Below are 26,497 nucleotides of genomic sequence, written 5' to 3' on the forward strand. Positions count from 1 at the left end.
GCGGGGGCTCACCCTCCCGGGCGGTCCGGTTCACTGCTGAAACGTTTCCCCACAGCGGCTTGCGCCGCCGAACGGCCCCAACCGGCTGCCCGTTCGGCCGGAACGACGCGCCCCAGCCGAGCCTTGCGGGTGATTCCTCCTATCCTGGGCGCTTTCGTTCTCGGGAGGAGGGCCCATGCCGGGTCGCGGTCGCTCCGCACGCCTGTCCGCCGCGCTCCGCCTCGCCGCCACCCTGGCCGCGGCCCTCGCTCCGGCGGCCTCCGCGGTGCCGGCCTCCGCCGCCGCGCCGCCCCCGCGGGCCGCCGCGGCGCACGCGGACGGCGCCGCCGGGGCCCCCGCCTCCGGAGCCGGGGCGGTTGCGGACCCCGCCGAGGCCGCCGTACTCGGCGAGGAGCACGCCCGGGCGCACGCCCGGCGCCGTTCGGCGGCGGCGGGCACCAACGGCTACCCCCAGGTCAGGCGGACCGCGAGCCTGGGCTCCCACGCCGCCTCGCAGCGCAGGACGAACACCGCGTTCGACGCGGCCCGCTTCGGCCGCTTCGCCGAGTTCTTCCCCTCCCCCGACTTCGGCGTGCACGCCGCCCTGCTGCCCACGGGCAAGGTGCTGCTGTTCTCCTTCGAGCGGGTGGAGGTGGACCCCACGAAGGAGACCGGCCCCACCGACCGGATCGGCAGGACGAACGCCGGCCGCGCCTACCTGTGGGACCCGGCCCGCGGGACGGGGGCGGCGGCGTTCCGGAAGGTGGAGCCGCCGACCGTCCTGATGCCCGACGGCACCTTCACCCCGCGCCCGGCGCCGTTCTTCTGCGCGGGGCACGCGTTCCTGCCGAACGGGATGGTCGGCGTCTTCGGCGGCAACACCGGCGGCAGGGGCGGCAGCGGCGCGCGCCTGTCGTTCGTCTTCGATCCGTGGACCGAGACCTGGTTCCGCAACGCGGACATGGCGGTCGGCCGCTGGTACCCGTCGGTGGTGACCGTGCCGGACGGCCGGCAGATCATCATGTCGGGCCAGTCCGAGCGGGGTACGGGCACCCCGACGCCGGTCGTGGAGCGCTTTCCCGCGCTGCGCCACCGGGTGCCCTGGACGCCGTACGAGATCCCGGTCGGCCTGGCCGCGGAACGGCTCCGGGTGGACGCGCCGTTCCGCAACGACTACCCGCACCTCTTCTCGCTGCGCGACGGCATGGTCTACGGCCTCGGCCGGGACGCCGACCAGCAGTGGGTGTTCGACCCGGTGAAGGAGACCCGGGCCGACCTGCCGCGGCGGCCGGCCGACTTCCGCGGCTACGGCTCCGCGGTGCCGCTGCCCGCGGGACTGCGCGGCCCCGAATCCGTCCTCGTGCTCGGCGGCGATCCGCGGGATCCGAACACCTACCGGCTCACCGGCCGCCGGTGGACCACCGAGGAGCCCCGGGCCTTCGGCCGCACCCAGGACGACACCCTGATCCTGCCGGACGGGACGCTCCTCACCGTCAACGGCGCCCTGAGCACCCGGGACTATGGCCACGGCCCGTTCAACCCGGAGGCGGACCTGAAGTACCGGCAGATCGAGCTGCGGGACGCCCGCGGCCGGTGGCGGCTCGGTCCGGCGCAGCGGCTGCCGCGCGGGTACCACTCCAACGCCCTCGTCCTGCCGGACGGGCGGGTGCTGGTCACCGGCGACGAGCTCCAGCAGATCGCCAACGACCCCGACATCACGGACGGCATGGACGGCAGCATCGAGCTGTACGAGCCCGCGTACCTGCACCAGGGCGGCCGGCGGCCCGCCCTCGACGGCGTGCCGGGACGCGAACTGGGCTACGGGGAGCGGTTCGAGGCGGCGACGTCCACGGCGGCGGCCGTCCGGCGGGCGGTGCTGCTCGCTCCGACCACGGTCACGCACGCGGTGAACACGAGCCAGCGCCACCTGGAACTGGCGGTGACGGCGGTACGGGCCGGGGCGGTGGAGTTGCGGACGCCGCCGGGCGCGGCGGACGCCCCGCCCGGCTACCACATGCTCTTCCTCCTCGACGCGAAGGGCGTTCCGAGCACCGCGAAGTGGGTCAAGCTCGGGCACCGGTGAGCGGCCCGGTGGCGCACGCCCCGCGGCGCGATGGCGCGGCGGTGTGCGGATCCTGAGGCGGAGCGCAGGATTCCTCACCGCTCGTGACAGGGGGAATTCAGTTCGTAGTAATTAGATGAATCCCTGACTGAATTGCCGTCAACAAGCCTCGGGCGCTTATTTCGATTTTATAACGACGCGGAGCCAAAGGACTGGACCATTGCGCCCCTACGCGCGTAACTTCCCTTCTACGTAAGCAACTTGACTGTTCATCAAATCAAAGCCGAAGGTAACAGTCAGATATCTCGGGCCGCATTCCTGTTTGTCCGAATTCTCCACCGCGCCCGTCTGGCAGGCTTCCGCGCACCCACTCCTCCGACCAAGGATTTGAGGTGCGCATGACGAGACATCGTCGAAGCAAGCCCGAACACCGGCGCAAGCCGCGCCGGTTCATACTCTTCACCGCCGCCCTGGCATCGGCGGCGGTGATGGCGGGGGGCATCGCGTACTCCGGCCTCGGCGACGACGCCCAGGCCGAAACCATCGTCCAGGCCGACGGGATCGCGGAAGCGATCACCCCGGCCGCGGCACCCGCCCGCGACGCGGAGCCGGAGGCCCTGCCGAGCGAGCCCGCCAACGAGCCGGCGCGCGGCATGGTCTACGACGGCCTGAAGGCGGCCCCCAAGGGCGACAAGTGCGTGGGCGTGTACCGCACGGACGCGGGCTTGTGCAGCCACGGTCCCGACGCCCCGCCGAAGGACGTCGACATCAAGAAGGACGTCCCGCCGGCGGTCAAGACCGAGGCCGTGGCGTCCGACCCGGCCAAGCCGGACGCCGCGGCGCAGGGCAGCGGGCGTCCTCAGGACGCGCCCGCCGCCGCCGACGCCAAGGCCGCCAAGGCGGCCCCCAAGGACGCCCCCGCCCCCGCGGCCTCGGGCGGCGGCCAGACCGTCGCCGCCGGCCCCGCCGGCCAGACGGTGCAGTGCGACGGCGACGGCAGCTCCGGCAACCGCGTCCAGGTCGTGTACGTGCACGGCCCCGACCGCGACCGGTACTCCGAGTACTTCGCGTCCTTCCGCAAGTGGGCGGCCGACGCCGACCTCATCTACTCGATGAGCGCGCAGGAGACGGGCGGTGTCCGCCACATCCGCTACGTGACGGCGGCCGACTGCACGCCCACCGTGCTCAACATCGAGCTCCCGGCCAACGCCCTGGCCGACTTCAGCGCCACCAACCGCGCGCTGGCCGCCAAGGGCCTGGACCGCCGCGACCGCAAGTACATGATCTTCGCCGACAGCCAGGTCTACTGCGGCATCGGCACCTTCGCGGGCGACGAGCGCCCCGGCCAGAACAACCTGAGCAACTTCGGCCCCTCCTACGGCCGTACGGACACCGGCTGCTGGGGCGGCCACACCGCGGCCCACGAGCTGGGCCACAACCTCGGCGCGGTCAACAACAGCGCGCCGAACACCAGCCGCGGCGCCCACTGCACCGACGAGTGGGACGTGATGTGCTACTCGGACACGCCGTACTACCCGAAGATGCGCAACGTCTGCACCAACAAGGCGTCCGAGAACATCCTGGACTGCAACCACGACGACTACTTCCACACGAACCCGAAACCGGGCAGCTACCTGGCGACGCACTGGAACATCGCCGACAACCAGTTCCTGATGAAGGCCAAGGGCAACGGCGGCGGGACCACCGACCCCAACCCGAACCCCAAGCCGACGCCCACGCCGACCCCGACGAAGAAGCCGGGCGGCGGACCGACCGTGACGGTCGGCCAGATCCAGTCGAACTCCGCCGTGGTCAGCTGGCCGAAGGTGGACGGCGCCTCCTGGTACCAGGTCCTGCTGGGCGGCAAGCACCTGACGTGGGTGCAGTCGCAGGCCGTCCGCATCTACAACCTGCAGCCGGGCACCGAGTACAAGGTGGCCGTCTCCGTCCGCGACAGCGCCGGCCGTGACAGCGGCGCCGGCAAGACCACCGTCTTCAAGACGACGGGCGCCGGCGGCGGCGGGACCGCCCCCAACACCCGCTACACCCTCGGCAACGGCAGCACCGGCATGAACGCCGAGCTGTGGGGCGGCCGCAGCGCCGACGGCACCGTCCTCGTCGGCGGCCGCGCCAACGGCTATGCCCAGCAGCAGTGGCTGTTCGAGGACGCGGGCGGCGGCCTGTTCCGCATCAAGTCCTCCGTCTCCGGCAAGTGCCTCCAGACGGGCGGCGCCCCCGCCCAGGGCATGTGGATCGCGCAGCAGCCGTGCGGCAACGGCGCCACGCAGAAGTGGAAGCTGAACGCCCAGAGCGGCTCGACCACGGTCACCGACCCGAGCGGCGCCTACGCCCTGACGGTCAGCAACCGCGCCTACTACGGCGCGTGGCTGCTCGACCTCCAGCGGGCCGACGGCCGCGCCACCCAGGTCTGGACGGTCCAGAAGGTCGGCTGATCCTCCCCCGGCCGGCCTTCCGCCGGCGGACGGCCGCACCCCTGCGGCCGTCCGCCGGCTCCTTCATCCCACCGCACCAGGGAGCACCACACACGATGCGCACACCACGCTCCTTCCCCGTCCGCAGCGGACTCGGGGCCCTGATCCTGTCCCTGTTCCTGGCGCAGGCCCTGGCCGCGCCGGTCCCGGCCCGCGCCCACGGCTCCACGCTGAAGGTGGTGGTCACCGGGGAGCGGCAGGGCCGCGTCGCCACGGAGATCACCTGGGAGAACGACGGGGACGCCGTCGACGGGGCGGTCGCCGGCACGGTCGACGCGACCAGCGCCGACGGCACCCGGACGCTGGGCCCCTGGAAGCTGGTCCGGGACCCGGGCCCGGACCGCAAGGTCTGGAACACGGCCGAGGCTCTGCCGCCGGGCACCTGGAAGGTGACCGTCCGGGTCGGGTACCCGGCGCTCGGGCAGGCCGACGCCGAGGTGTCCGTACCGGTCGTGGACCCGGCCCCCTCCGGAGGCCCGGGCGGCACGGGCGGTCCGAGCTCCCCCGACGCCTCCGGCGGTACGGGTGGCCCCGGCGGCTCGGCGGCGCCCTCGGCGCCCGTCCCGTCCGTCGCCGCGCCCGGCGGGTCCGCGGAGGCGGAGGGCGTGTCCCGCCCGTCCGCGCCCTCCGCGACCCCGCCCGCCGGCAGCGGCGACGGCGGGGCCGCCGGGGACGGCAGCAGCGTGTGGTGGTGGACCACGGCGGGCGTCGCCGTGATCGCCCTCGCGGGAGCCGCCGTCGGCCTCCTGCTGCGCCGCGCCCGCGCCCGCCGGCTCTGACCGGCCGCGCAGGCACCACGGCCCCCGTCCGGCCCCCGCGGCCGGACGGGGGCCGTCTCGTGTACGGGCGCCCCCTCCGGGGCGGCGTCAGGCGCGGGTTGCGGTGTCGCGGTGGAGGTCGCGCAGGAGGGCGATCTCGGCGCCGTGGTGGAGCAGTTCCTGGTTGACCCACCAGGCGATGTCGATGAACGGCTCCTCCGCGTCGCCGCCGTGCGGGTAGGTGCAGTACCCGACGGTGTCGAGGGCGGCCTCGTCCACGCTGAGCAGGGCCTCACGCCAGGCGGCCGCGCCGGCCTCGAACGCGGCGACGGCCTCCGCGGCGCCGCCGGCCACGGGGTGGCGGTCGCGGGTGAGGGTGCGGCTGCCGGCGGTGTGGTCGGCGCGCAGGGCCAGCATCTCCGCGAGGTGGCTCAGCCTCCAGGCCAGGGTGGTGAACGGCGGCGGCCAGGGATGCGGGTAGGCGGCGGCGTCGCGGCCCCACGTCCCGCAGCCGGCCAGCGCGGTGGCCCGCGGCCCCGGCCCGTCGGTGCGCCGCCGGACCGACCAGCAGCCGGTGACGGGCTCCCAGAGCCACTCCTCGTCGGTGAGCGGTCCGTCCACGGCGGTGGCCGCGCCGTCGCCGCTGTCCATGAAGGGGCCGGACAGGCGGGCGCTGAGGCGTTCGCGCGCGAAGTCGAACTGCGCGAGCAGCGGCGCGAGTCGGGGCGGCGTGGCGGAGGTCTCTGTCACCAAGTGCTCCGGGGGGCGGTCCGTCAGAGGCCGGCGGCTCCGGCCCGCGGGCAGGCTGTCACAGCCGCCGCACCCCCGCCACCGGATTTGCCGCCGCCCCGGAGGCCGGAGTGCTGTGACCGGGAAGGCCCACCGGGTCACAGCACTACCGGCTCCCGTCGCCGAGGCGGACGACGGCGGTGCGGCCGGGGCTGTCCAGGACCGCGGTGAAGGGGCCGCGGGCAAGGGCCGCGTCGTACCGGCCGAGGGCGGTGGCAGCGCCCTCCGCGGCCAGTTCGGCCGGGCCCTCCAGGGGCACGACGAGCAGGGTCTCGCCGGGGGCGCAGGAGACGGCGAGCGACCCGCGGACCACCGCGGTGTCGGCGGGGGCGGTACCGCGCCGGTACATGACGTTGAAGTTGACCACGGGGCCGTCGAGGAGCCGGCAGTCGGTCGGGGCGTCGCCGGGGAAGCGCTGCGGGGCGTGCCGCTCGTCCACGAGCCGGTGCGCGCCGGCGACGGCGAGGTCCATGCCGGCGCCTTCGGCGAGGGTGAGGGTGCGGTCCACGCCGGGGAACGCGGAGAACGGGCCGTCGGCGGCCACCTCGGCGAGGCTCACGCGCCAGGCGAAGCCGTCCATGCCGGCGCCGGGCGGCCATGCCGCGATCTCGCGGGTGACGCCGCCGCCGTTCTTCCAGGCGACGGCCGCGCGGTCGGCGGCGCGCAGCACGCGCGGTCCGGGGTGGGGGGCCTGCATGTCCGGTGGTCCTTTCGTACGGGACGCCCGCCCCGCGGCGGGGACCGGCGGGGCGGGAGCCCGTTCAGACGAGGTCCAGGCCGCGCGGCGGGACGAAGAGGTGCGCCGCCCGGTGCTCGGCGCCGACGAGGAGCGCGCCGGCCGCCAGGTCCGACGCCGCGGTGGTTTCGACCCTCCGCCGGTGCTCGACGCACCGTGCGCACGCCGGCGCCCAGTCGGGGAGCATGTCCCGGTGGGTGAGGGCCATGTGGCGGGCGAGGCGTATGCGGGGGCCGGGTCCCCTGTCGGCGGGATCCCAGTCGGCGCCCGGCCCGCCCGTGAGCCAGAGCTCCGCCGCGGCCTCCTGTATCTCCTTCATCGAGCGGTAGAGGCGGGCGCACTTGGTGCAGCCGAACATCCAGGCCGGGGGCAGCGGCCACACGTCCTCGGGGCTGAGGTCATCGGCACTCATGGCGGCCACGGTAGTCGCGGCGGGGCGGCCGGTGCAGGCGTTCCGGCGGACCGGCCGGCCTTCCCGCGGACCGCGCCCGGCCGCGGCGTCCCGGCGTCCGGGCGCGGGTCGCCACGGCGTACGGGCGCACGCGGGCCCGGGACCGCCGGCGGCGGGTCCCGGGCCCGGGGCGGGGGTTACGCGCCGCTCGCGCGGAGCATGTCCTCACGCTCGACGATCTTGATGCGCTCGCGGCCCTCGGGCTCGCCGAGCGCCTTCTCGGCGGCGTCGAGCCGGTACCAGCCCTCCCACGTCGTGTAGCGCACCTCGCGCTCGGCGAGGAAGGCCTCGACGGCCTCGGGGGCGGGCTCGGCGGGCTCGTGCAGGCGGCCCGCGGCGTGGTCCTCCAGGAGGTTGGCCACGGTCTCGTTCGCGTCGCCCTTGGTGTGGCCGATGAGGCCGATGGGGCCGCGGCGGATCCAGCCGGTGACGTACGTCGACTGCAGGTGCGCGCCGTTCTCGATGACGCGGCCGCCCTCGTCGGGGACGGTGCCGGACTCGACGTCCCACGGCAGCTTCGGCAGCTCGTCGGAGAGGTAGCCGACGGCCCGGTAGACGCCCTGGACGTCCCAGTCGGTGAACTGGCCGGTGCCCTTGACGTTGCCGGTGCCGTCGAGCTCGGTGCGCTCGGTGCGCAGGCCGACGACCTTGCCGTCCTCGCCGAGGATCTCGACGGGCGACTCGAAGAAGTGCAGGAACAGCTTGTGCGGGCGCTCGCCGGTGTCGCGGATCGCCCAGTTCTCCAGGGTCTTGGCGACCATGTCGGCCTGCTTGTTGGCGCGGCGGGTGGCGATGGACCCCTCGTCGTAGTCGATGTCCTCGGGGTTGACGATGACCTCGATGTTCGGCGAGTGGTCGAGTTCGCGCAGCTCCATGGGGCTGAACTTGGCCTGGGCGGGGCCGCGGCGGCCGAACACGTGGATCTCGACGGCCTTGTTGGCCTTGAGGCCGTCGTAGACGTTCGCCGGGATCTCCGTGGGGAGCAGCTCGTCGGCGGTCTTGGCGAGGATGCGGGCCACGTCGAGGGCGACGTTGCCGACGCCGAGGACGGCGACCTTCTCGGCGTGCAGCGGCCAGGTGCGCGGGACGTCCGGGTGGCCGTCGTACCAGGAGACGAAGTCGGCCGCGCCGTAGGAGCCGTCCAGGTCGACGCCCGGGATGGGCAGCGCGCGGTCGGCGGTGGCGCCGGTGGAGAACACGACGGCGTCGTAGAACGCGCGCAGTTCGTCGAGGGTGATGTCGCCCGGGTAGTCGACGTTGCCGAAGAGGCGGACCTGCGGCTTGTCGAGGACCTGGTGGAGGGCGGTGATGATGCCCTTGATCCGCGGGTGGTCGGGGGCGACGCCGTACCGGATCAGGCCGAAGGGGGCGGGCATCCGCTCGAAGATGTCGATGGACACACCCGGCTCGGCGGCGGCCTCGGACTTCAGCAGCGCATCGGCGGCGTAGATGCCGGCGGGGCCGGCTCCGACGATTGCTACCCGCAGGGGGCGAGGCATGACAGGTTCCCTTCGACCGAAAAAGTTTGGATCACTGGGAACCCTAAGCTAAGGACACCCTAACCCGACACCCGCCCCCTGTTTATGACCCCATAACCAGAACTTATGACCTTTCCAAGGTTTCCTTGGAGATCCTACTGGCGGGTCGGGTACGGGGCGCAGGGCCGCGAATCAGGTCAGACTGGAGGAAACAGGGAGGTTTCCGATGGACCCGGTCGCGGCGCTGGATCGGATCGCGTTTCTGCTGGAGCGGGGACAGGCACCGACGTACCGGGTCCGCGCCTTCCGCAACGCCTCCGCAGCGCTGGTCCGCATGGGCCCCGACGATGTGGCGCGCCGGGCGGCGGCCGGAACGCTGGAGCACGTCAAGGGCATCGGTCCGAAGACCGCCGGGGTCGTCCTCGAGGCCCTCGGCGGGGCCGTGCCCGGATACCTGCAGAAGCTGGAGGACGAGGTCGCGGCCCATCCCGCCGGGCCGCCCGCCTCCCCTGCCGGCCTCGCGCTGCGCGAGGCCCTGCGCGGCGACTGCCACCTGCACTCCGAGTGGTCGGACGGCGGCAGCCCCATCGAGGCGATGGGCCGGGCGGCGGCCGCGCTGGGCCACGAGTGGGCCGTCCTCACCGACCACTCGCCGAGCCTGAAGGTCGCCCGCGGCCTCACCGCGGAGCGGCTGCGCGAGCAGCTCGACGTCGTGGCCGAACTGAACGCCGGGTGGGCGCCGTTCCGGCTGCTGACCGGCATCGAGTGCGACATCCTGCCCGACGGCTCCCTCGACCAGGAGCCGGAGCTGCTGGACCGGCTGGACGTCGTCGTCGGATCCGTCCACTCCAAGCTGCGGATGGAGGAGCCCGCCATGACGCGCCGGCTGCTGACCGCCGTGGCCAACCCGCTGATGGACGTCCTCGGGCACTGCACGGGACGGCTGGTGACCGGGCGGACCCGGCCGGAGTCCCGGTTCGACGCCGAGGCCGTCTTCGCCGCCTGCGCCGAGGCCGGGACCGCCGTCGAGATCAACAGCCGGCCCGAGCGGCTCGACCCGCCCCGCAGGCTGCTGCGGATCGCCGTGGAGGCCGGAACCCTCTTCGCCGTCGACACGGACGCGCACGCCCCCGGCCAACTGGACTGGCAGCTCACCGGCTGCGAACGGGCCGCGGAGTGCGGCGTCCCGGCCGACCGCGTGGTCAACACCTGGCCCGAGAAGGACCTCCTGGCCTGGACCCGCACCCGCCGGCCCCCGCGGCGGGGGCGGGCGGCGTAGCCTGTCCGCCGCCGCGGTGGGGGCCGGTAGCGCAGAGGTCGTCGCATCCTCTTGCGAAGAGGAATGACGCCGGTTCGAATCCGGCCCGTCCCCACCGCGTGCGCCGGGCGCGCGGGGGTGCTGGTGCGCGACGCGGCCGCTCGCGGCCCCGGGCACGGTCGCGGGGGCGGAGCCGGCGCGTGCGCGGCTCCGCCCCCGCGGGCTCACTCCCCCGCCCCTGCCCGAACCCTCGGCGCCCCGGCGGCCGGGGCGAGCCCCGCCGTCAGCGCGGCGACCGCCGCGCACAGCACCGCCGCGGCCCCCGCCCAGGGCTGCGGCGCACACACCGCACCCCGCAGCGGGTCCGGGCAAGGGGCTGCGCACGCTCGTTCCCATTCACGAGGACGCGGCCGGACGGCGCCATCCGCGGCGGGCAAACGGGCGAACCGGCCCCGGCGGCCGGTCACCTCCCGTGGCCGTTCGAGATGCGGCCCCGCGGCGCGGCTGCTTCGCTGGGTCCGCCCTCCTTACCCCCACACACCCAAGGAGTGATCATGGGCGTTACAGGCGAATCCGGCGGCCGGGTCCGGCAGTTGCGCGACAAGGCGCAGGAGCTCCAGCAGGCGGCCGAACGCTCCGGCGACCCGGACGAGCGCCGCCGGCTCCAGGACAAGGCGCGGCGCCTGCGCGAGCAGAGCGAGCAGGAGAGCCGGATCGACGACCGGGGCATGGACCCCATGTAGCGCAGCGCCGCACGGGTCACCGGCCGGCGGCCCCGCGGGGCTCCCGGCCGGTGCACCGTACGGCGGCACGGGCGCGGACACGTTCGAGAGCACGTCTGGGGACGGTGGATGAAGGCGACGCAGGTACTGGCCGACGGGTACGGGCGGATCCGGGAGGTGGTGCACGAGGTGGTCGACGGGCTGTCGGCCGAGGAGCTGAACATGCGGACCGGCCCGGACGCCAACTCGATCGCCTGGCTGGTATGGCACCTGACCCGGGTGCAGGACGACCACATCGCCGACGCCTCCGGCAAGGAGCAGGTCTGGACGGCGCAGGACTGGGCGGGCCGCTTCGCGCTGCCGCTGCCCGCCGACTCCACCGGGTACGGCCACACCACCCGGGAGGCGGGCACGGTCCGGGTCGGCTCGGGCGGCCTGCTGCTGGGCTACCACGACGCCGTCCACGAGCAGAGCGCGGCCTTCCTCCGCGGGCTCGCCGCCGCCGACCTGGAGCGGATCGTCGACAAGCGGTGGGACCCGCCGGTCACGCTCGGCGTGCGGCTGGTCAGCATCCTGGCCGACGACCTCCAGCACGCCGGGCAGGCGGCCTTCGTACGGGGCCTGCTGGGGCGGTAGGACACCCGGGCCGCCGCCTGCGGCGGCCATGGCACCAGGGCCTGTCCGGCGGATCACGGCCGGGCCCGCGGCGTCCGGCACGGCACCTCGCCGCGTTGCCGAAGTGCCCCGGCAGCTCCGCTGTCGCGACCCTCCGGCGCCTGGTGATGCACCGCACCGGACGCCGCGGCCCATCCGTCCCTGACCCGCCGGACAGGCCGTAGGCTGGCGGGCATGGTGAACGACGACGCGGCGGTCCTGGCCTCCGTCGGCCCGCGGCTGCGTGCCCTGCGCAAGAGCCGCGGCATCACCCTGACCGCGCTGGCGGACACCACCGGCATCTCGGTCAGCACCCTGTCGCGCCTGGAATCCGGGGCCCGCCGCCCCAACCTGGAGCTGCTCCTGCCGCTGGCCCGCGCCTACCGGGTCCCGCTGGACGAACTGGTGGGCGCACCGCCGGTCGGCGACCCTCGGGTCCGCCTGAAGCCGATCCGCCGGCACGGCGCGACGATCGTCCCGCTGACCCAGAGCCCTGGCGGCCTCCAGGCCTTCAAGATGGTCATCCCGCCCACCCGCAAGGACCCCGACCTGCGCACGCACGAGGGCTACGAATGGCTGTACGTCCTCAGCGGCAGGCTCCGCCTGGTGCTCGCCGAACGCGACCTGGTCCTCCGCGCGGGCGAAGCCGCGGAATTCGACACCCGCCTGCCGCACTGGTTCGGCAGCACGGGCGACGCCTCGGTCGAACTCCTGAGCCTCTTCGGCCCCCAAAGCGAACGCGTCCACGTCCGGGCCCGCCCGAGCGCCTCCTGACGTGCCCGCACCACGGCTCCCGTCACCCGGCGACTCCGGGTGGGCGATCATGGTGGGGATGGATGCCACTGAGCCGATCGTGTTTCTTGATGTCGACGGGCCGCTGATTCCGTTCGGGGCTTCGGAGCGGGAGCTGCCCGGGGGGTATCCCGCGTACGGGCCGCCCGATGAGGGGAATCCGCTGCTTGCGCGGCTTGATCCCGGTCTGGGGGCGCGGCTGTTGGCGCTGCCCGGGCGGCTGGTGTGGGCCACCACCTGGCTGGACGAGGCCAACACCGTGGTGGGGCCGCGTCTCGGACTGCCGGTGCTGCCCGTGGTGCGGTGGGAGCACGCCGCCGGGCGCGGCGGGCACTGGAAGGTGCCGTCCCTGCTGGCCTGGGCGGCGGGGCGGCCGTTCGTCTGGGTCGATGACGAGATCCGGGAGGCCGACCGGGCCTGGGTGGGCGAGTGCCACCCGGGCCCGGCCCTGTTGCACCGCGTCGACGCGCGGTTCGGACTGCAGGACGCGGACTTCGCCGCCGTCGGCGCCTGGTTGCGCGGCTGAGGTGTGGGCTCAGCCCCAGGAGGCGGACACCAGGGCCCGTCGGGCCGCGGCCAGGTGGGTCGCCGCGGCCAGCCACGCCCAGGCGTAGGCGTCGGCCGAAGGGTCGGTCAGGCGGCCGAACGCGTCGCGCGGCCGGCGGTCCGCCTCGGCGGCGAGGTCCGCCGCCAGTTCGGCCGCGGTGGTGAAGCCCGCCCGGCGCAGCGGCCCGTACGCGGCGAGCGGCTCGGGCCCGCGCCCGGCTTCGGCGACGGCCCGGCGGCCGCCGGCGACCCCGGACTCCAGCAGCCGGTCGGCCCGCCACAGCGGCGATTCGGCCAGCGGGTCGGGGCCGGGTTCGGCGGGCGGGGTCTGCGGGGCGGCGCTGCGGGGCGGGAAGTTGTCGCCCTGGAGGCGGTCGTAGCCGAGGTCGGCGCGGCCCAGCAGCCCGTCGGGGAGCCGCAGTGTGTACGCGGCGCCCGGGACGGGCGCGACGGCGAGAGGCCGCAGGGTGGCGGCCCGGTCGAGGTCGGGGCGGCCCAGGACGCGCAGCGCGAGGCCCGGGTGGGAGGCGATCCGGCGCAGGTTCTCCAGGTGCGGCAGCTCGGGGTGCGGGTGGGCGGCGCGCAGCCGCAGTACCGGCCCGTCGGGGCGGTCCTCCCGAACGAGGAGGTCCTCGCCGGCGGGGCCGAGGACCGTGACGTCGCAGCCCAGCAGGGCGGGGCCGGCGCCGTCCGGGTCGGGGTCGGCGAGCTGCGCGGCGACCGCCTCGGCCGCCGGGCGGGCGAACAGCGCGGCGGCGGGCTGCTCGGTCCACGGGATGCCGGGCATCGGGTGGGCCTGGACGCCGCGTCCGGCGCCGAGCCGGCCGTCGGGCGAGACGGTTGCGCCGGCGATGCGCAGGCCGCCGCGGGCGAGGCCCGCGTGGTCGAGGGCGGCGCCGCCGAGGACGACCGAGGCGGAGCCGGCGCCCTTGGCGCGGGCCAGGCCGCCGGGGCGGACGTCGGACAGGGAGTGGCGTCCGCCGTCCTGCGACAGCAGGTGGGTGGCCACTCCCCCGTATCCGGTGGCGGTCAGCACCGGTTCGCGGCACAGCCCGTACACCCGCAGGTGGCCGCCCGGCCGGTAGGTGCGCCGGGAGGTGCCCGTCCAGGCGGGGTCGGCGGTGCCGGAGGCCAGCAGGGCGGCGGTCTGGAGGAGTTCCAGGAAGGACGCGGCGAGGTCGGCGAGTCGGTGGTTGCCGGTGCGCTCGCGGGCCGAGCGCAGGCCTCGTACGAGGCGCAGGGTGGCGGCCTCGGCACGCGGCAGGCCGGCGACGCGGGCGCTGTGGGCGGCGCGCAGGAGTTCTGCCTGGACGACGGCCCCGGCGGCGGTGGCGCCGGCGGCGAGGGCCTCGGCGCCGGCCCGCCACAGGGCGTCGGCCGCGGCGCTCTGGGCCGCGGTGAGGGCCGGGGGCGGTGTGTCGTCCCCGCTGCCCGTGCCGTCGGGGCCGGCGGCTGCCGTGGAGCCGCCCGTCGCGGCAGGCCGGCCGGAGGCGGCGGCCGCGGCCGCCCGGCCGGGGGCCGCCGACGGCGCCTCCTCCGGCTCCGGCTCGGGTGCGGCCGGCGCGTCCGCGAGCGGGGCCGCGCCGAGCGCGGCGGCCCGGTGCAGGCAGCGGGGCGCGAGCAGGCAGGTGCAGCCGGCCCGTTCGGCGGTGTCGACGGCCCCGCCGGGGCCGGGCCGCAGGGTGACGACGGCGTCCTCGCCGAACCGGACGGTGACGGTGCCGTCCGAGGCGCGCTCGGCCGGTGTCGCGCCCGTGGCGCAGCCCTCGACGGCGGCGTCGAGCTTCTTGCGCAGCCGCGCGGTGAGGTGCTCGACGGCTTCGGCGAGGACCTCGGGGGCGACGGGCGGCAGCAGGTCGGTACTCAACGGGTTTCTCCACGGAGGCGGTCGCCCACCCAGCGGGCGAGGGCGAGCGGGCTGAGGGCGGCCACCGGCATGCCGGCCGCGACGAGCTGCCGCGCGACGGACACCGAGTAGCGGGGGGTGCCGGTGTCGTCCAGGGCGGCGCAGCCCATCAGGTGGGCGCCGGACGCGGCGAGCGCCCGCACCTCGCCGAGGAGCCCGCCGATGGGGGCGCCCTCCTCGAAGTCGCTGACCACGACGACGAGGGTGCGGCTCGGCACGGTGATCAGGGAGCGCGCGTGGGCGAGGCCCGCCGCGATGTGGGTGCCCCCGCCGACGCGGACCTCCAGGAGCAGCGACAGCGGGTCCTCGACGCGGTCGGTGAGGTCCACGACCTGGGTGGAGAAGGCGAGGAAGTGCGTCGACAGGGTCGGTACGCCGCCCAGGACCGCGGCGGTGAGCGCCGACCAGATCACGGACGCCTCCATGGATCCGGAGACGTCGACGACGAGGACCAGCCGCCAGTCCGCCTCGCGGCGGGCCCTCGTGTTGAAGACGGGCCTCTCGGGGACGACGGCGACGCGGCCGTCGTCGAGCCGCCGGGTGTGCGCCAGGTTGGCCCGCAGGGTGCGGTCCAGGTCGAGCCTGCCGCCGGGGCGTCGGCTGGGCCGCGGCGTGTTGAGGCCGGCCAGGGCGGGGCGCAGCCGTGTGGCCAGCTCCTTGGCGAGTTCGTCGACCAGGCGCCGGACGAGGGGGCGCAGGCGGGCGAGCTGCGCCTCGGGCAGGCCGCCCGCGAGGGACAGCACCGAGCTGAGCAGTTCCACGGAGGGCCGTACGGACGCGGGGTCGAGCTGCGTGAGCACGTCGCTGCGGCCGGTGTCGGCGGCGGCGGCGAGGACTTCCTCCCGGACGTCCGCGCCGAACAGCGCCTGAAGTTCCTCGGCCCATTCGCGGGCCGTGGGGAAGGAGGCGTCCTGACCACCGCCGGTGCCGGAGCCGGTGCCGCCGTCGAGGTCGGCGGAGCCCTCGCCGCGGCCGGTGCCGTACAGCTCGTCGAGGGCGCGGGCGTAGCGGCGGGCGCCGGCGGGGAGCCGGTCGCGCTGCCGGCCGAGGAGCAGCCGCCAGCGGTCTGCGGGCCCGAGCCGTACGCCGTCCCCTGCGGCGCCGGGCCCGGCGTCCCCGGGCTCCGGGGGCGGCACGGGCGCGGCGTCGGGACCGGTGGGCGCCGGCTCCGCGGACGGCGTGGGCGCGGCGGACGGGGCGGTGCGCCCTGCCTGCCCTCCGTCCCCTCCGGGGGACGCGGCAGCCGCGGCCTGCGCCTCGTCCCCGGCGCCCGGCCGGTCCGGGCGCGGCAGGGCCTTGAGGGCCGCGGCTCCTGCGGCGTCCGCCGCCGCCCACAGGGCGAGGAGCGCGGGCGGTGCGTCGAGGGTGAGGTCGATGCGGTCGCCGAGGCGTTCGGTGACGGTGGCGAGGAGCCGCTCGCGCGCGGCGGGGGCCAGCGTGTCGAAGCCGCCGCGGAGGGCGGGGAGCCGGTCCAGGAAGTCCGCGTCGGTGAGGGAGTCGACGCGGTCCAGGACGGGGAGGAGCGCGGCCGCGGAGGACTGCAGCAGCGGCCCGGCCGCGGTGAGCAGCCCGCCCAGACGGCGTGTGAGCGCCCGGCGCGCCTCGAGGGTGGAGGCGCCGTCGATCCAGCCGGCGGCGCGGGCTCCGAGCCCGGCGGCGGGGTCGAGGTCGAGCAGGACCCGTACGGCGAGCGCCGCGCCCTGCATCAGCGGGGAGCCGTCGGCCGCGAGCGCGGCGAGGGCGTCTTCCATGCGGAGGCCGAGGTGGCGGCCCGCGGCCCGGTCGGCGAGGGCGACGAGGGCCCGCGCGTCGGCGGGGTCCTCGCTGCCGGCCAGGCCGGGCAGGGCGCGTACGGCGGCCTCCAGCAGCTCGCCGGTGAGGGCGCCGGCGGCCTCGTACAGGCCGGCCGCCTCCAGCGGGAAGTGCCCGCGGGCGAGCCCTTCGAGCAGGTCGAGCGCTTCGAGGAGTTCGGGCAGGGCCGCAGTCTGCGGCAGGACGGCGGCGGCCTCCTCCAGGCGTACGACGACCAGTTCGGGCAGGTCGCAGCGGGCGGCGGCGGCCAGGCCGGCGAGGATCTGCTGCGGGGTCGGCCCGCCGTCGGCGGCGGCCCGGCGGGCGGTCTCGCGGAGTGTTCCGGCGGCGGCCTGGGCGGCGGTGACGCCGCGGACCCCGGCGAGGTCCAGGCGGGCCGGGACTGAGGGGGTCCACTTCAGCCGCCACTTGGTGCCGAGGGCGGTGCCGTCGCCGGTGCCGGCCACGTCGAGGGCTTCCCCGTATCCGGCGCCGAGGACGGCGAGGCGCTGCAGGAGCACCTCGCGCCGGCGGTCGAGCGGGGAGCGCAGCGGGTCGAGGCGGATCTCGCGGGGGGCGGGGTCCTGCGGGCCGGGGAGCCTCAGCTCGGCGAGTTCGGTCTCGACTCCGGGCCCGAGGCCGGAGCGCGGGGCGTGCGGGGTGATGCGGCCGCGGCCGGTGCCGACGAACACGGCTTCGAGGGCGCGGGCGAGGGCCCGGCCGCGGCCGAGGGGCTCGCCCTGCCCGAGGACGGTGGTGACGGCTTCGAGGAGTTCGCCGCGTCCGGGCGCGGGCAGGCCGCGCAGGGCGGCCAGGTCGCAGGCCAGGCGCAGGGTTTCGGCGGCTTCGCCGGTGCCGGCGGTGTGGCCGGCGCGGCGCAGCTCCCGGCACAGGCCGGTGACGGCGTCGGATGCCGCGGTGCGGAGCCGCTCGGGGTCGCCGCCCGCCTCCAGGACGGCCTGCTGCCAGCGGGGGTCGCGGATGCCGGCGGGGTAGCCGGAGCGGGAGTCGAGCAGGTCGAAGGAGTACGGAACCAGCGAGGTGACGGCGGCCTCCGCGTCCTCGGCGGCGTCCCGGCCGCCCTTGCGCGCTGCGGGAACCGGCGCGTCCGCGGCGGCGGTCCCCACGCCGGTGCCCGCGCTGCCGGCCGGGGAGCCGTCCGCGGGGGCGGCGTCGGCGGCGCCGAGGAGGGCGGGCGCGTGGAACGCGCCGATGACGGCGGCGACGCGCCTGCCGCCGGCGGCCGCGGCGGCGATGACGCTGCCCATCCGCGCCTCACGGGCCAGGTCCGTGGCGGGGACGTCGGCGTCCTGGCGCAGCGCCCAGCCGACGCCGAGGGCCGCCCGGCGGACGGCGTCCGGCGTGCAGCCGGGGGCGAGCACCTCGACGGCGCGGTCCCACATGTCGTCGCCGTCGCGGCCGGTGCCGGAGGCGCTGAGGGCGTCCGCGTACGAACGCCCGCGCGCCGCCGGGCCGTCGCCGCCGGCAGCCGGCACTGCGTCCGAGGCGGCTTCGGGGCGCTGCTCCGGGGTCCAGCCGGGGTCGGCCAGCGGCAGGTCGCAGCACAGCACGTCGGCGCCGTGTTCGCGGGCCCACCGGATCGCCGCCAGCTCAGGTGAGAAGTCGGCGAACGGGTAGAAGGCGAGGCCGCCGTCCCGCCCGGTGCCGGCGAGGGCGACGGGCGCGATGGTCTCGGGGTCGGCCAGGTGCTCCAGCCAGGGCCGGAAGTCGGCGGGCAGCTCCACGCAGACCACTTCGGCCCCGGCGGCGTCCAGCAGCGCCGGGACCACCGCGGCGAGGGCCGGGCTGTGGTGGCGTACGCCCAGCAGGTAGGGCTGCCGGGACGCGGCGAGGGCGTCCACGGCGGCCCGCGGGTCGGCGGCGCCCGGGGCGGGGCCGGCCGGGGGCGTCGGCGCGCCCTCGGTCAGGACGGTCATCGAAGGCTCCCGCGCAGGTCCCACAGGCGGCGCCACATGGCCGAGCCGTCCTCGGCGCGGCGCCGGACCGGGCCGTCCCAGTAGCCGAGCAGGCGGCCGTGGTCGGCGGGGTCGTCCTTGCGGACGACGCCGAGGAGGTGGCCGGGCAGCAGGTCGAGGATGTCGCCGCCCGGCAGGTACGCGGCCGCGACGCCCAGGGAGGCGGCCACCTGGACGGCCTCGGCGGTGGACATGACGGTGCCGGGGCGCTCCACGTCCCAGCCCTCGGCGGAGCGGCCGGAGCGCAGGTCGCGGAAGACGGTGACGAGGGCGTCGAGGACGGCGTCGTCGACGCCGAAGGAGGCGCCGGCGCGCTGCACGGCCGCGACGGCCTGGCGGCGGATCAGGGTGGCCTCGGCGTCGGCGTCGGCGATGGGGTCTACGGTCTCGAAGTTGAAGCGGCGCTTGAGCGCGGCGGACATCTCGGAGACGCCGCGGTCGCGGAGGTTGGCGGTGGCGATGACCGTGAAGCCGGGGGCGGCGCTGACCACGGCGTCCTCGGTGGCGGTCAGTTCGGGGACGGTGACGCGCCGGTCGGACAGGATCGACACGAGGGCGTCCTGGACCTCGGGCAGGCAGCGGGTGATCTCCTCGACGCGGACGACGCGCCCGGTGCGCATCGCGGACAGCACCGGGGAGTCGACGAGGGCCTGGGGGGTGGGGCCCTGGGCGAGGAGGAGGGCGTAGTTCCAGCCGTAGCGGAAGGCGTCCTCGGTGGTGCCGGCGGTGCCCTGCACGGTGAGGGAGCTGGTGCCGCTGACGGCGGCGGCGAGGAGTTCCGACAGCATCGACTTGGCGGTACCGGGCTCGCCGGTCAGGAGCAGGCCGCGCTCGCCGGCGAGGGTGACGACGCAGCGTTCGACGAGGGCGCGCTCGCCGACGAACTTCGGGGCGATCCTCATCTTGGCGGGCAGGCCCGCCCGGCGCCCGCGCAGGGCGAGTTCCTCGCCGTCGCTGCCGCATACGAAGGTGACGACGGCGCGCGGGGTGAGCGCCCAGCCGGGCGGGCGCGGGCCGGTGTCCTGCGCGGCGAGGAAGGCGAGTTCGTCGGCGTACCGCTCCTCGGCGGGCAGCATCTGCCGTGCCGGGGCGGGCGGTTCCTGGGTGGCGGTGGTGGTCATGGCGGGTCCTCGGTGCGTGGGAAGCGTCGGATGAAGGAACGTCGGGAAGGGAAGCGGAAATAGGGAGCCGGGCCGGCTGCCGTCCCTGCGAGGGGGACGGCAGCCGGCCGGCGGCGGTTGCGGCCCGCGGGGCCTTCGGTCAGCGGCGGCGTCCGCGGGTGCGCTTGACCTTGAGCTGCTCGAAGCGCGGGGCGTCGCCGTCGGCGACCCGCTGCCAGGCCCGCCGGTACAGGTCGGCGACCGGCTCGGTCGGGACGAGGACGCCCAGTGCGGGGCGGCCGCCGGCGGCCAGGCCGTACAGCGGGAGCTTCCACTGCTCCAGCGGCAGGACCGGGGTGTGCATGTCGGCCCAGCCGCCGGGCAGGAACAGCGTCCGCCCGGCCCGGGTCCGGCTCGCCGTCACCACCAGCTCCGTCGCACCCAGTTCCGCACGGGCGGCCTTCAGCCGGGCCGGCTTCCAGCCCGTCCAGCGCGCCGTGTTCCGGTCCGTCGGGTCCGGCATCGCCAGCAGCATCAGGTACAGCACCGCCGCATCCGCGCCCAGCCCGTACGCCTCCTGCACAGCGGTGACCAGCTCCGGGACCGAACGCCCCGGATCCTGCGGCCACCACGCCCCCTCGGCCCCCGCACCACCGGCCGCCGGCGCCCCCGGATCGGCCAGCAGCGCCGCGAACCGCGGATCGTGGGCGCACCGCAGCGCCACCTCGATCGAGGTCTCGGCCTGGTCGTCGCCGCGCAGGGCGGGCAGGTACGGGTCGGAGCCGGTGGAGTCGAGGAGGCTGGTGCGGAGTGCGGGGCGCGGGCGGTCGTCGTGGGTGGCCATGACGACGGCGCCGTACCGCTCGTGGTCCTCGCCCGTCTCGGTGGGGGTGCCGGCCGCCTTACGGAAGTCGGGCAGGCTGGCGTAGTAGCCCAGGTCGAGCAGGAGTCCGGGGGCGGCGAGGCGGTTGCGGACGGCGGTCAGGGCGGGCGGCAGTGCGGCCCGCATGGGGTCGCCGGCGGGCAGCCGGTGGGCCAGCCACGCGGTCAGTCCGAGGGTGGTGGTCAGCACGGCCGCGGTGAAGGCGGGGCCGTTCGGGTCGCAGGGCTCGACGCGGTCGCGGCTGACCTTCCACGCGGTGTCGGTGCCGAGTACGGCGGACTCGCCGGGGTTGAGGATGTCGCCCAGCGTGTCGTGCACGGCGCCGGCGGTCCGCACGGCGCGGTTCGCCTCGGCGAGCAGCCGCTCCGGGACGGGGGTGCGGCGGCCGACCCGGCGGTTCCACACCTCCGCGGCGGCGGCCGCGTCCGGGCCGTCGGTCCACAGCCGGGCCGGGTCGGCGGGCAGCAGCGCCGCGACGACCTCGCGCCGCACCTCGAGGGGGACCGCCTTGAGCTGGTTGCGGGCGATCTTGGCGTCGGCGGCCTTGACACCGAGGGCGGTGCGGAGGTCGGCGGGCAGGAAGTGGTGCTCGTAGCTGTCGATGTTGGGCAGGCCGGCGATCAGCAGCCGTGCGGCGGTCGCGGTGACGCCGGTGAGGCGGGCGAACTCGTCGGCGGCTTCGGGGCGCAGCGGGGCCGGTCCGCGGGCGGCGGACTCGGTGAGGAAGGCGGCCAGCCAGCCGGGGCCGCGGTGGCGGTCGCCGAGCGGGGTTTCCCCGCGGAGCGTGTACGGGCCGGGAACGGCGAACCGGCCGGACGGGTCGTACAGCAGGGCACCGAACTCGCGCCCGCCGGGGACGGGTTCGGTGTCCTCGGTGATGCCGAGGGCGGCTCCGCCGCCGAGCGGGAGCACGCTGCGTCGCGTGACGTTGCGGTCCCGGCCGTCGGGGGTGGTGAGGTGGCGGTCGTCGAGGTGGACGCGGACGCGGCGCCAGCGGTCGGCGGACTCCTGGGCGGAGGCCAGCCCGAGGGCGTCGATCTGCGCGAGGACGGTGCACAGGGCCGCCCGCTGCGCGTCGTTCGCGGCGGGCCCGACGGCCCGGTAGGCGATCGCCGCGGGGTGGTCGAGCATCGCCGTGAACGGCAGGCCCGAGTGGTCCAGGGCGGGTGCGTCGAAGTGCAGCCGGCCCGGTACGGGGGCGGCCTCGGTGTCGGCGGCCGCGGCGGCGAGGCGGTGCAGGAAGCGGTAGGAGACGTCCTGGTCGGCGCTCCAGTGGTAGTAGCCGCTGCCGATGACGCCGCGGAGGGCGCCCGCGAGGAGCTGGTCCGTGGGGCCCGCCGTCTCCGCGGGCCGGGCGGCTGCGGTCTCGCCGGGGTTCAGGCGGGCCGCGATCGCGTCGAGCGCCCGCTGCTGCTTGAGGGCGAACCGCGCCACCTCGATGATGCCGGCGATCAGCTTGGCGTCGGTGACCTGCGGGAGCACCGCCCGCACCAGGTCGGGCAGGTCCTCGGTCCTCTCGGCGGCGGCGACGGCCTTCAACAGCGCGGCGGCGGTGTCGGCGCCGGCGGTGCGCAGGGCGGCCGAGCCCTCGGGGTCGCGGGGTCGCAGCGCGTACCAGAAGGGCAGCGGCGGCAGCTGGACGACTCCGGTGGAGAAGCCGTCGCTGCGGTGGTCGCCGCCGGTGACGGTGGTGACGACGCCTTCGGGGTCGGTGACGGTCAGTGCGCGCCAGTTCTGCGTGAGCCCGCGCGGCCGGTCGTCGCCGGGGACGGCGAGCGCGGCGACGGGCATGCCCTGGCCCTTGGCAAGGTGGACGGTGCGGCCGGCGGTGTCGCGGCCGTACCAGCCCTGCCCGGGGACGCGCACGGCGTGCCAGCCGAGGAGCCCGTCCGCGGCGGGGCCGAGGGCGGAGCCTTCGACGGCGGGCGCCGGGCGCAGCCAGGAGGCGCCGGCGTTCAGGGTGCTGTCGGCGGGGTGGCCGCGCAGGGCGTCGGCGAGGAACGCGGGCTGCGAGAAGCGGCCGCGGGCCCCGTCGGCGGGGTCGTACTCGCACCAGCCGCCCCCGTTGTCCTGCTCGCGGCGCTGCCACACCCAGTACGAGGTGCCGTCGCACAGCACGGCCCGCTCGGGCGGGAGGGCGGTGTCGCCGGCGTGCAGGACGCCGCCGCCGGTGGTGCGGCCGCCGCCGGGCAGGGGCAGGCTCACCTCGGTGGAGCGCAGCGACCAGTGGTTGCGGTCGCCGCCGACGGTGAAGACGTGGGCGGGGTCGGTGTGCCAGTACCCCTTGACCTCGCTGGTGTTCCAGGAGGACCAGAAGACGAGCAGGGCGCCTTCGACGTAGTGGAAGCCGTGGCGGTAGGCGTTGCCGGTGGGGACGCGCAGGTCGTGCGTGAGGACGGTGGAGTCGGCGTCGAGGACGCGGACCTGCCGCTCGTTGGCGACGATCAGGTACGGCCAGGCCTCGACGACGGTCAGCGAGTCGCCGTGCCGGGAGGCACGGGCGGGCTGCAGCTCGGCGAGGGCGGTCTCCCACGCCGGCCAGCAGAACTCCTCGAAGAGGCCGCTGCGCAGGGTGCGGGCGGTGATCTCGCCGATGTCGGCGGCGGCCGCGGCGGCCACGCCGTCGCGGGCCAGTTCGAGGGCCTCGGCGGGCAGCCAGGACAGGCGCTGGATGGCGTCGGGCAGGCGGGGCAGGCCGGGGGCGGTGGAGCGGGCGGCGACCTCCTGCATCCACTCGGTCAGCATGGTGCGGCCGCCGGGTGCGGCGGCGAGCCGGCGCATGGCGTCGGCGCCGGTGCGCGCGTCGCCGAAGGCGTTCGCGGCGCGCTGGAAGGCGGGCCGGAAGCGCGGGTCGGCGGCGAGCGCGGCCAGGTCGCGGCGGGTGTCGCCGGCGGCCCAGTCCGCGAGGTTCATGTTCCCGTCGCGGTGGGGGCGCTGCTTCTTGCCGTCCTCCTCGGGGTCGGCGACGGGGATGCCGAGCGACAGCAGGAGGTCGAGGAGGTCGATGTCCTGGACGCCGATCCTCAGGCCGGTCTCGCGGTCCGGCGCGGAGGTCTCGGCGCGCAGCCGGTCGGCGGCCCGCTCCACCAGGTCGAGGAGGGCGGGCAGGGCGGGGCGGCGGCCCCAGCCGCTGTGGCGGGCGGCGTGGAAGCGCTCCAGCCAGCCGGACGCGCCGTCGGCGCAGCGCTGTTCGGCGGGCAGGCCCGCGTCGATGAGGCCGGCGGTCGCCCCGGACTCCTCCAGGATCTCGAGCCACAGGTCGGTCAGGTCGCCGTCGCCGCCGGGCGGCATCAGTTCGAGCAGGGTGCCGCGGACGGCGGGCTCGCGCCGGGCGAGTGCGATGAGCGCGGTGCGGTGGGCCTTCCACCAGCCGTACGCGGCGCGCAGGGTGGCGGGCAGCGGGAGCAGCTCGGCCAGGTAGTCCTGCTCGGCGCGGTTCCCGGTGAGGCCGGCGGCGCGGGCGAGGCGGCGGAGTTCGGTCGCGGCCTGCGCGGACGGCGGCAGCCCGCCGGCGGTGCGGCGCACGCACAGGCGCACGAAGCGGGCGTGCGCCTCCTCGGGGCCGACGCGGGCGGAGAGCGCCTTGGCGTAGCCGGTGAGGACCTTCACGGGGAGGGCGCCGACGAGGGCGAACTCCAGGAAGACCGCGTCCAGGCGGTCCTCGTCGACGGTGAGGCCGTGCTGCGCCTCGGCGTCGCGGGCGCGGCCGAACAGCTGGGCGGCGTAGGTGGTGTTCTCGACGGCGAGGAAGAGGCGTGCGGCCTGCTCGTAGAAGACGGGCAGGAAGTGCGGGACGGCGGCGGCGAGCCGGCCGGCCAGTTCGTGGCAGGCGTCGAGGGCGGCCTTGGGCTTGTTCTTGGCCTGGCGGGCGACCCGGTCGAGTTCGGGGACGACGGCGAGGGCGTGGTGGCCGTCCTCGGGGTGGTGGACGAGGACCCATTCGGGGAAGCCGAGGGCCTGGCGCTGGCCGAGGCCGACGACGGGCGGCTCGGCCGCGTCGGGGACGAGCCCGAGGAAGCCGGCGGCCAGGTCCTCCGCCGGGCCCAGTTCGGCGGCGGCGAGGCGGACGACGACGCGGCCCTCGGGCAGGGCCGGGTGGCGGTAGGCGCGGGCGGTCAGGTCGACGGCCGACGGGCCGGCGCCGGGCGTGCCGATCGGGAGGACGGCGCCCGCCTTGAGGAGCTGCTCTGCCCGGGCGGCGGCCGTCGCGGTGGTGGTCGTGGTCGTCATCACGCGTCCTTGCCCTCTTCGATCTTGCGGCCGGCGTACAGCGCCGCGGCCATGCGCATCCCCTCGGACCAGGCGACCGGGCCGACCTCGGCCAGGCGGACCGTTCGCCCGTCCGCGTCGTGCCAGGTCAGTGCGCCTGTCGTGGTCTCGGCGTCGTAGTAGGGCTCGCCGATCCAGACGGCCGCCTCCACGCCGCGCCCCGAGTCGCGGACCGCACAGGTGGCGTAGCCGCCGGAGACCCGGTAGCCCAGCGAGGTGGCGCGGGCCGCGAGGCCGAAGCGGTGGGGGAAGACGCCGCCCGCGTAGTCGCGGACCTCGGTGGCCTTCTCCTCGAGCCCCTCCGGCTTGTGCCAGGTGGCCCGGTGGATCTGCTCGACGCGCTGCACGATTCCGAGTTCGGCCGCGAAGTCGCGTACGTCGTCCAGGTCGGGCAGCAGCACCGGGTGCGGCAGGGTCACCGTGCGCGGCGAGAGCCGTATGGTCTCGCCGTCCAGGTTGACGACCTTCAGCTCGCCGGAGGCGGTGGCGTCGCGGAGGAAGCCCACCTCGTCCGGGTCGTCTCCGACGACGGCCATGTCGCGCAGCGCGCCCTGCCAGGCCTCGTCCTGCCAGACGCTCGCGAGCAGCGCCGTCGGGACGGGGAGCGAGGACACCATCCACGCGTCGACCTGCGCGGTGCAGGCCGCCTCGTGCCGGTCGAGCCATTCGGCGAGCCGGCGCAGCCGGTCCACCTCGGGGTGCTCGCGCAGGGCCTTGGGCAGGGACTTCAACTGCCGTCCCGCAGCCCGCCCGGTGGTGGACCGAGCCGCCACCTTTCCGTCAACCAGGGCGATTTCATACCCCTCGCCCGCCGCCAGCCATGCCATCAGTGTGTGCCTCTCCGCCTGCCCGATCCGGTTTCGCGCAGCATTGACCAGAGGCGGGAAATCACCCCTGAACTGCGGTATGCCGGGGACATTAGCGAGGCCCACTGACAACGCCCGGGCCAGGGTCGGCCAAAGGGACGGCCGCGGTCCGTCTCGACGGCAGGCGGCGTCGGTTGATTGTCCGGTTCTGGGTAGCCTTGACCGGACGGCATGCGGTGCGGAACCGTTTCGAGGGGGGTCCGTGGAGGGATTCATGGGACGTCAGATACGGCTGCGCCGTGCGCGGGTGGCGGTCTCGGCGCTGGTGATGGCGGTGTCGGCGGGATGCGCCGGGAGCCCGGTCGGCGGCGGGGTCGGCGACGGAAGCGGAGTGCCGGTTCCGGGCGGGGGCGGTGCGCTGCCCTCCCCGCCGCCGTCGTCCGCGGCGCCGCCCGCACCGCCCGCCGGCGGCGCCGAGCCGGCCCGCGGGGACGTCCTCCCGGGGCTGGTGGACGCCGCGACGGCCCGGGCGCAGCTCGCCGCGCTGGCCGTGGCCGCCCCGGGGACGATGGCCGGATACAGCCGGTCCAAGTTCACGCACTGGGCCGAGCAGGGCGACAGGTGCGACACCCGCGAGACCGTCCTCCAGCGCGACGGGGAGGACGTGGTGCGCGACGCCGAATGCCGGGCCGTCACCGGCAGATGGCGCAGCCTGTACGACGGGGCCGTCGTCACGAAGGCGTCGGGGATGGACATCGACCACGTCGTGCCGCTGGCCGAGGGATGGCGGTCGGGCGCCTCCACCTGGGACGCCGCCAAGCGGAAGGCGTTCGCCAACGACCTGCGGCACCCCCAGCTGCTCGCCGTGTCGGCGGCCTCCAACCGGTCGAAGGGCGACCAGGCGCCGGACCGCTGGCAGCCGCCGGACCGGTCGAGCTGGTGCCAGTACGGGCGGGCCTGGACGACGGTGAAGGCCGCCTACGGGCTGACGGCCACCGAGGACGAGAAGCGGATGCTGGGGACGATGCTGGACACCTGCTCCTGAGCCG

Annotated in this window: 18 protein-coding genes and 1 tRNA gene; 10 read left to right on the forward strand and 9 right to left on the reverse strand. The window is 76.1% G+C overall.

Features of this window, described 5'->3' with window-relative positions:
• The first annotated feature begins 175 nt into the window (after window positions 1–175).
• The 3 genes from ACZ462_RS03695 to ACZ462_RS03705 all read left to right on the forward strand — a co-directional run bounded on the left by ACZ462_RS03695 (window position 176) and on the right by ACZ462_RS03705 (window position 5,312).
• Entirely contained in the window at window positions 176–2,062 is a 1,887-nt protein-coding gene (locus tag ACZ462_RS03695) for a galactose oxidase-like domain-containing protein (protein ID WP_467805114.1), read from the forward strand.
• Between the two features lie 377 nt (window positions 2,063–2,439).
• A complete protein-coding gene (locus ACZ462_RS03700) occupies window positions 2,440–4,494 on the forward strand; it encodes an RICIN domain-containing protein (RefSeq protein ID WP_467805112.1) in 2,055 nt (684 codons plus the stop codon).
• Window positions 4,495–4,589: 95 nt separating this feature from the next.
• Window positions 4,590–5,312, forward strand: a complete 723-nt coding sequence (locus ACZ462_RS03705) for a hypothetical protein (protein WP_467805111.1) — start codon at window positions 4,590–4,592, stop codon at window positions 5,310–5,312.
• Between the two features lie 87 nt (window positions 5,313–5,399).
• Here ACZ462_RS03705 and ACZ462_RS03710 read toward each other — a convergent pair whose 3' ends face one another.
• The 4 genes from ACZ462_RS03710 to ACZ462_RS03725 form a co-directional block, all read right to left on the reverse strand.
• Window positions 5,400–6,041 carry a DinB family protein gene (locus ACZ462_RS03710; RefSeq protein WP_467805110.1) on the reverse strand — a complete coding sequence of 214 codons (642 nt, stop codon included), beginning with the start codon at window positions 6,039–6,041 and terminating at the stop codon, window positions 5,400–5,402.
• Between the two features lie 145 nt (window positions 6,042–6,186).
• On the reverse strand, window positions 6,187–6,777 hold the full coding sequence (locus ACZ462_RS03715; RefSeq protein ID WP_467805108.1) for a HutD/Ves family protein: 591 nt from the start codon (window positions 6,775–6,777) through the stop codon (window positions 6,187–6,189).
• A 64-nt stretch (window positions 6,778–6,841) separates the two neighbouring features.
• A complete protein-coding gene (locus ACZ462_RS03720; protein WP_467805106.1) occupies window positions 6,842–7,228 on the reverse strand; it encodes a hypothetical protein in 387 nt (128 codons plus the stop codon).
• A 176-nt stretch (window positions 7,229–7,404) separates the two neighbouring features.
• The gene (locus ACZ462_RS03725) at window positions 7,405–8,766 is read right to left on the reverse strand and encodes an FAD-dependent oxidoreductase (RefSeq protein ID WP_467805105.1); all 1,362 of its coding nucleotides are present in this window, start codon (window positions 8,764–8,766) and stop codon (window positions 7,405–7,407) included.
• 205 nt (window positions 8,767–8,971) lie between these two features.
• Here ACZ462_RS03725 and ACZ462_RS03730 point away from each other — a divergent pair, with 205 nt between their 5' ends.
• The 6 genes from ACZ462_RS03730 to ACZ462_RS03755 all read left to right on the forward strand — a co-directional run bounded on the left by ACZ462_RS03730 (window position 8,972) and on the right by ACZ462_RS03755 (window position 12,697).
• Window positions 8,972–10,024 carry a PHP domain-containing protein gene (locus ACZ462_RS03730; protein ID WP_467805104.1) on the forward strand — a complete coding sequence of 351 codons (1,053 nt, stop codon included), beginning with the start codon at window positions 8,972–8,974 and terminating at the stop codon, window positions 10,022–10,024.
• A 19-nt stretch (window positions 10,025–10,043) separates the two neighbouring features.
• Window positions 10,044–10,118: transfer RNA gene (locus ACZ462_RS03735), tRNA-Arg, on the forward strand.
• 439 nt (window positions 10,119–10,557) lie between these two features.
• Window positions 10,558–10,746, forward strand: a complete 189-nt coding sequence (locus tag ACZ462_RS03740) for a DUF6381 family protein (RefSeq protein WP_467805103.1) — start codon at window positions 10,558–10,560, stop codon at window positions 10,744–10,746.
• A gap of 108 nt (window positions 10,747–10,854) precedes the next feature.
• A complete protein-coding gene (locus ACZ462_RS03745; protein ID WP_467805102.1) occupies window positions 10,855–11,361 on the forward strand; it encodes a mycothiol transferase in 507 nt (168 codons plus the stop codon).
• A 213-nt stretch (window positions 11,362–11,574) separates the two neighbouring features.
• Window positions 11,575–12,153, forward strand: coding sequence for a helix-turn-helix domain-containing protein (locus ACZ462_RS03750; protein WP_467805101.1), 579 nt, complete (start codon window positions 11,575–11,577; stop codon window positions 12,151–12,153).
• Between the two features lie 49 nt (window positions 12,154–12,202).
• Entirely contained in the window at window positions 12,203–12,697 is a 495-nt protein-coding gene (locus ACZ462_RS03755; RefSeq protein ID WP_468251303.1) for an HAD domain-containing protein, read from the forward strand.
• Window positions 12,698–12,706: 9 nt separating this feature from the next.
• Here ACZ462_RS03755 and ACZ462_RS03760 read toward each other — a convergent pair whose 3' ends face one another.
• The 5 genes from ACZ462_RS03760 to ACZ462_RS03780 form a co-directional block, all read right to left on the reverse strand.
• Window positions 12,707–14,584: a hypothetical protein gene (locus tag ACZ462_RS03760; protein WP_467805098.1), complete on the reverse strand. Its 1,878-nt coding sequence runs from the start codon at window positions 14,582–14,584 to the stop codon at window positions 12,707–12,709.
• The gene (locus tag ACZ462_RS03765; protein ID WP_467805096.1) at window positions 14,581–18,351 is read right to left on the reverse strand and encodes a vWA domain-containing protein; all 3,771 of its coding nucleotides are present in this window, start codon (window positions 18,349–18,351) and stop codon (window positions 14,581–14,583) included. The genes ACZ462_RS03760 and ACZ462_RS03765 overlap by 4 nt, the downstream gene beginning before the upstream one ends.
• Complete coding sequence (locus tag ACZ462_RS03770) at window positions 18,348–19,511, reverse strand: ATP-binding protein (protein ID WP_467805095.1); 1,164 nt, start codon at window positions 19,509–19,511, stop codon at window positions 18,348–18,350. Before ACZ462_RS03770 ends, ACZ462_RS03765 begins: the two co-directional genes overlap by 4 nt.
• Window positions 19,512–19,650: 139 nt before the next feature.
• Entirely contained in the window at window positions 19,651–24,603 is a 4,953-nt protein-coding gene (locus ACZ462_RS03775; protein ID WP_467805094.1) for a DNA-binding protein, read from the reverse strand.
• Window positions 24,603–25,469: a DUF4132 domain-containing protein gene (locus ACZ462_RS03780; RefSeq protein WP_467805093.1), complete on the reverse strand. Its 867-nt coding sequence runs from the start codon at window positions 25,467–25,469 to the stop codon at window positions 24,603–24,605. The genes ACZ462_RS03775 and ACZ462_RS03780 overlap by 1 nt, the downstream gene beginning before the upstream one ends.
• Before the next feature lie 253 nt (window positions 25,470–25,722).
• Between ACZ462_RS03780 and ACZ462_RS03785 the strand changes: the two genes are divergently transcribed.
• A complete protein-coding gene (locus ACZ462_RS03785; protein WP_467805091.1) occupies window positions 25,723–26,493 on the forward strand; it encodes a GmrSD restriction endonuclease domain-containing protein in 771 nt (256 codons plus the stop codon).
• Window positions 26,494–26,497 lie beyond the last annotated feature (4 nt).

Source organism: Streptomyces sp. NPDC031121 (assembly GCF_055570615.1).

Coding starts and splice junctions, on each gene's coding strand:
- ACZ462_RS03695 (WP_467805114.1), top strand. CDS start 176: ATGCCGGGTCGCGGTCGCTCCGCACGCCTGTCCGCCGCGCTCCGCCTC.
- ACZ462_RS03700 (WP_467805112.1), top strand. CDS start 2,440: ATGACGAGACATCGTCGAAGCAAGCCCGAACACCGGCGCAAGCCGCGC.
- ACZ462_RS03705 (WP_467805111.1), top strand. CDS start 4,590: ATGCGCACACCACGCTCCTTCCCCGTCCGCAGCGGACTCGGGGCCCTG.
- ACZ462_RS03715 (WP_467805108.1), bottom strand. CDS start 6,777: ATGCAGGCCCCCCACCCCGGACCGCGCGTGCTGCGCGCCGCCGACCGC.
- ACZ462_RS03720 (WP_467805106.1), bottom strand. CDS start 7,228: ATGAGTGCCGATGACCTCAGCCCCGAGGACGTGTGGCCGCTGCCCCCG.
- ACZ462_RS03725 (WP_467805105.1), bottom strand. CDS start 8,766: ATGCCTCGCCCCCTGCGGGTAGCAATCGTCGGAGCCGGCCCCGCCGGC.
- ACZ462_RS03730 (WP_467805104.1), top strand. CDS start 8,972: ATGGACCCGGTCGCGGCGCTGGATCGGATCGCGTTTCTGCTGGAGCGG.
- ACZ462_RS03740 (WP_467805103.1), top strand. CDS start 10,558: ATGGGCGTTACAGGCGAATCCGGCGGCCGGGTCCGGCAGTTGCGCGAC.
- ACZ462_RS03745 (WP_467805102.1), top strand. CDS start 10,855: ATGAAGGCGACGCAGGTACTGGCCGACGGGTACGGGCGGATCCGGGAG.
- ACZ462_RS03750 (WP_467805101.1), top strand. CDS start 11,575: ATGGTGAACGACGACGCGGCGGTCCTGGCCTCCGTCGGCCCGCGGCTG.
- ACZ462_RS03755 (WP_468251303.1), top strand. CDS start 12,203: ATGGTGGGGATGGATGCCACTGAGCCGATCGTGTTTCTTGATGTCGAC.
- ACZ462_RS03765 (WP_467805096.1), bottom strand. CDS start 18,351: ATGACCGTCCTGACCGAGGGCGCGCCGACGCCCCCGGCCGGCCCCGCC.
- ACZ462_RS03770 (WP_467805095.1), bottom strand. CDS start 19,511: ATGACCACCACCGCCACCCAGGAACCGCCCGCCCCGGCACGGCAGATG.
- ACZ462_RS03775 (WP_467805094.1), bottom strand. CDS start 24,603: ATGACGACCACGACCACCACCGCGACGGCCGCCGCCCGGGCAGAGCAG.
- ACZ462_RS03780 (WP_467805093.1), bottom strand. CDS start 25,469: ATGGCATGGCTGGCGGCGGGCGAGGGGTATGAAATCGCCCTGGTTGAC.
- ACZ462_RS03785 (WP_467805091.1), top strand. CDS start 25,723: ATGGGACGTCAGATACGGCTGCGCCGTGCGCGGGTGGCGGTCTCGGCG.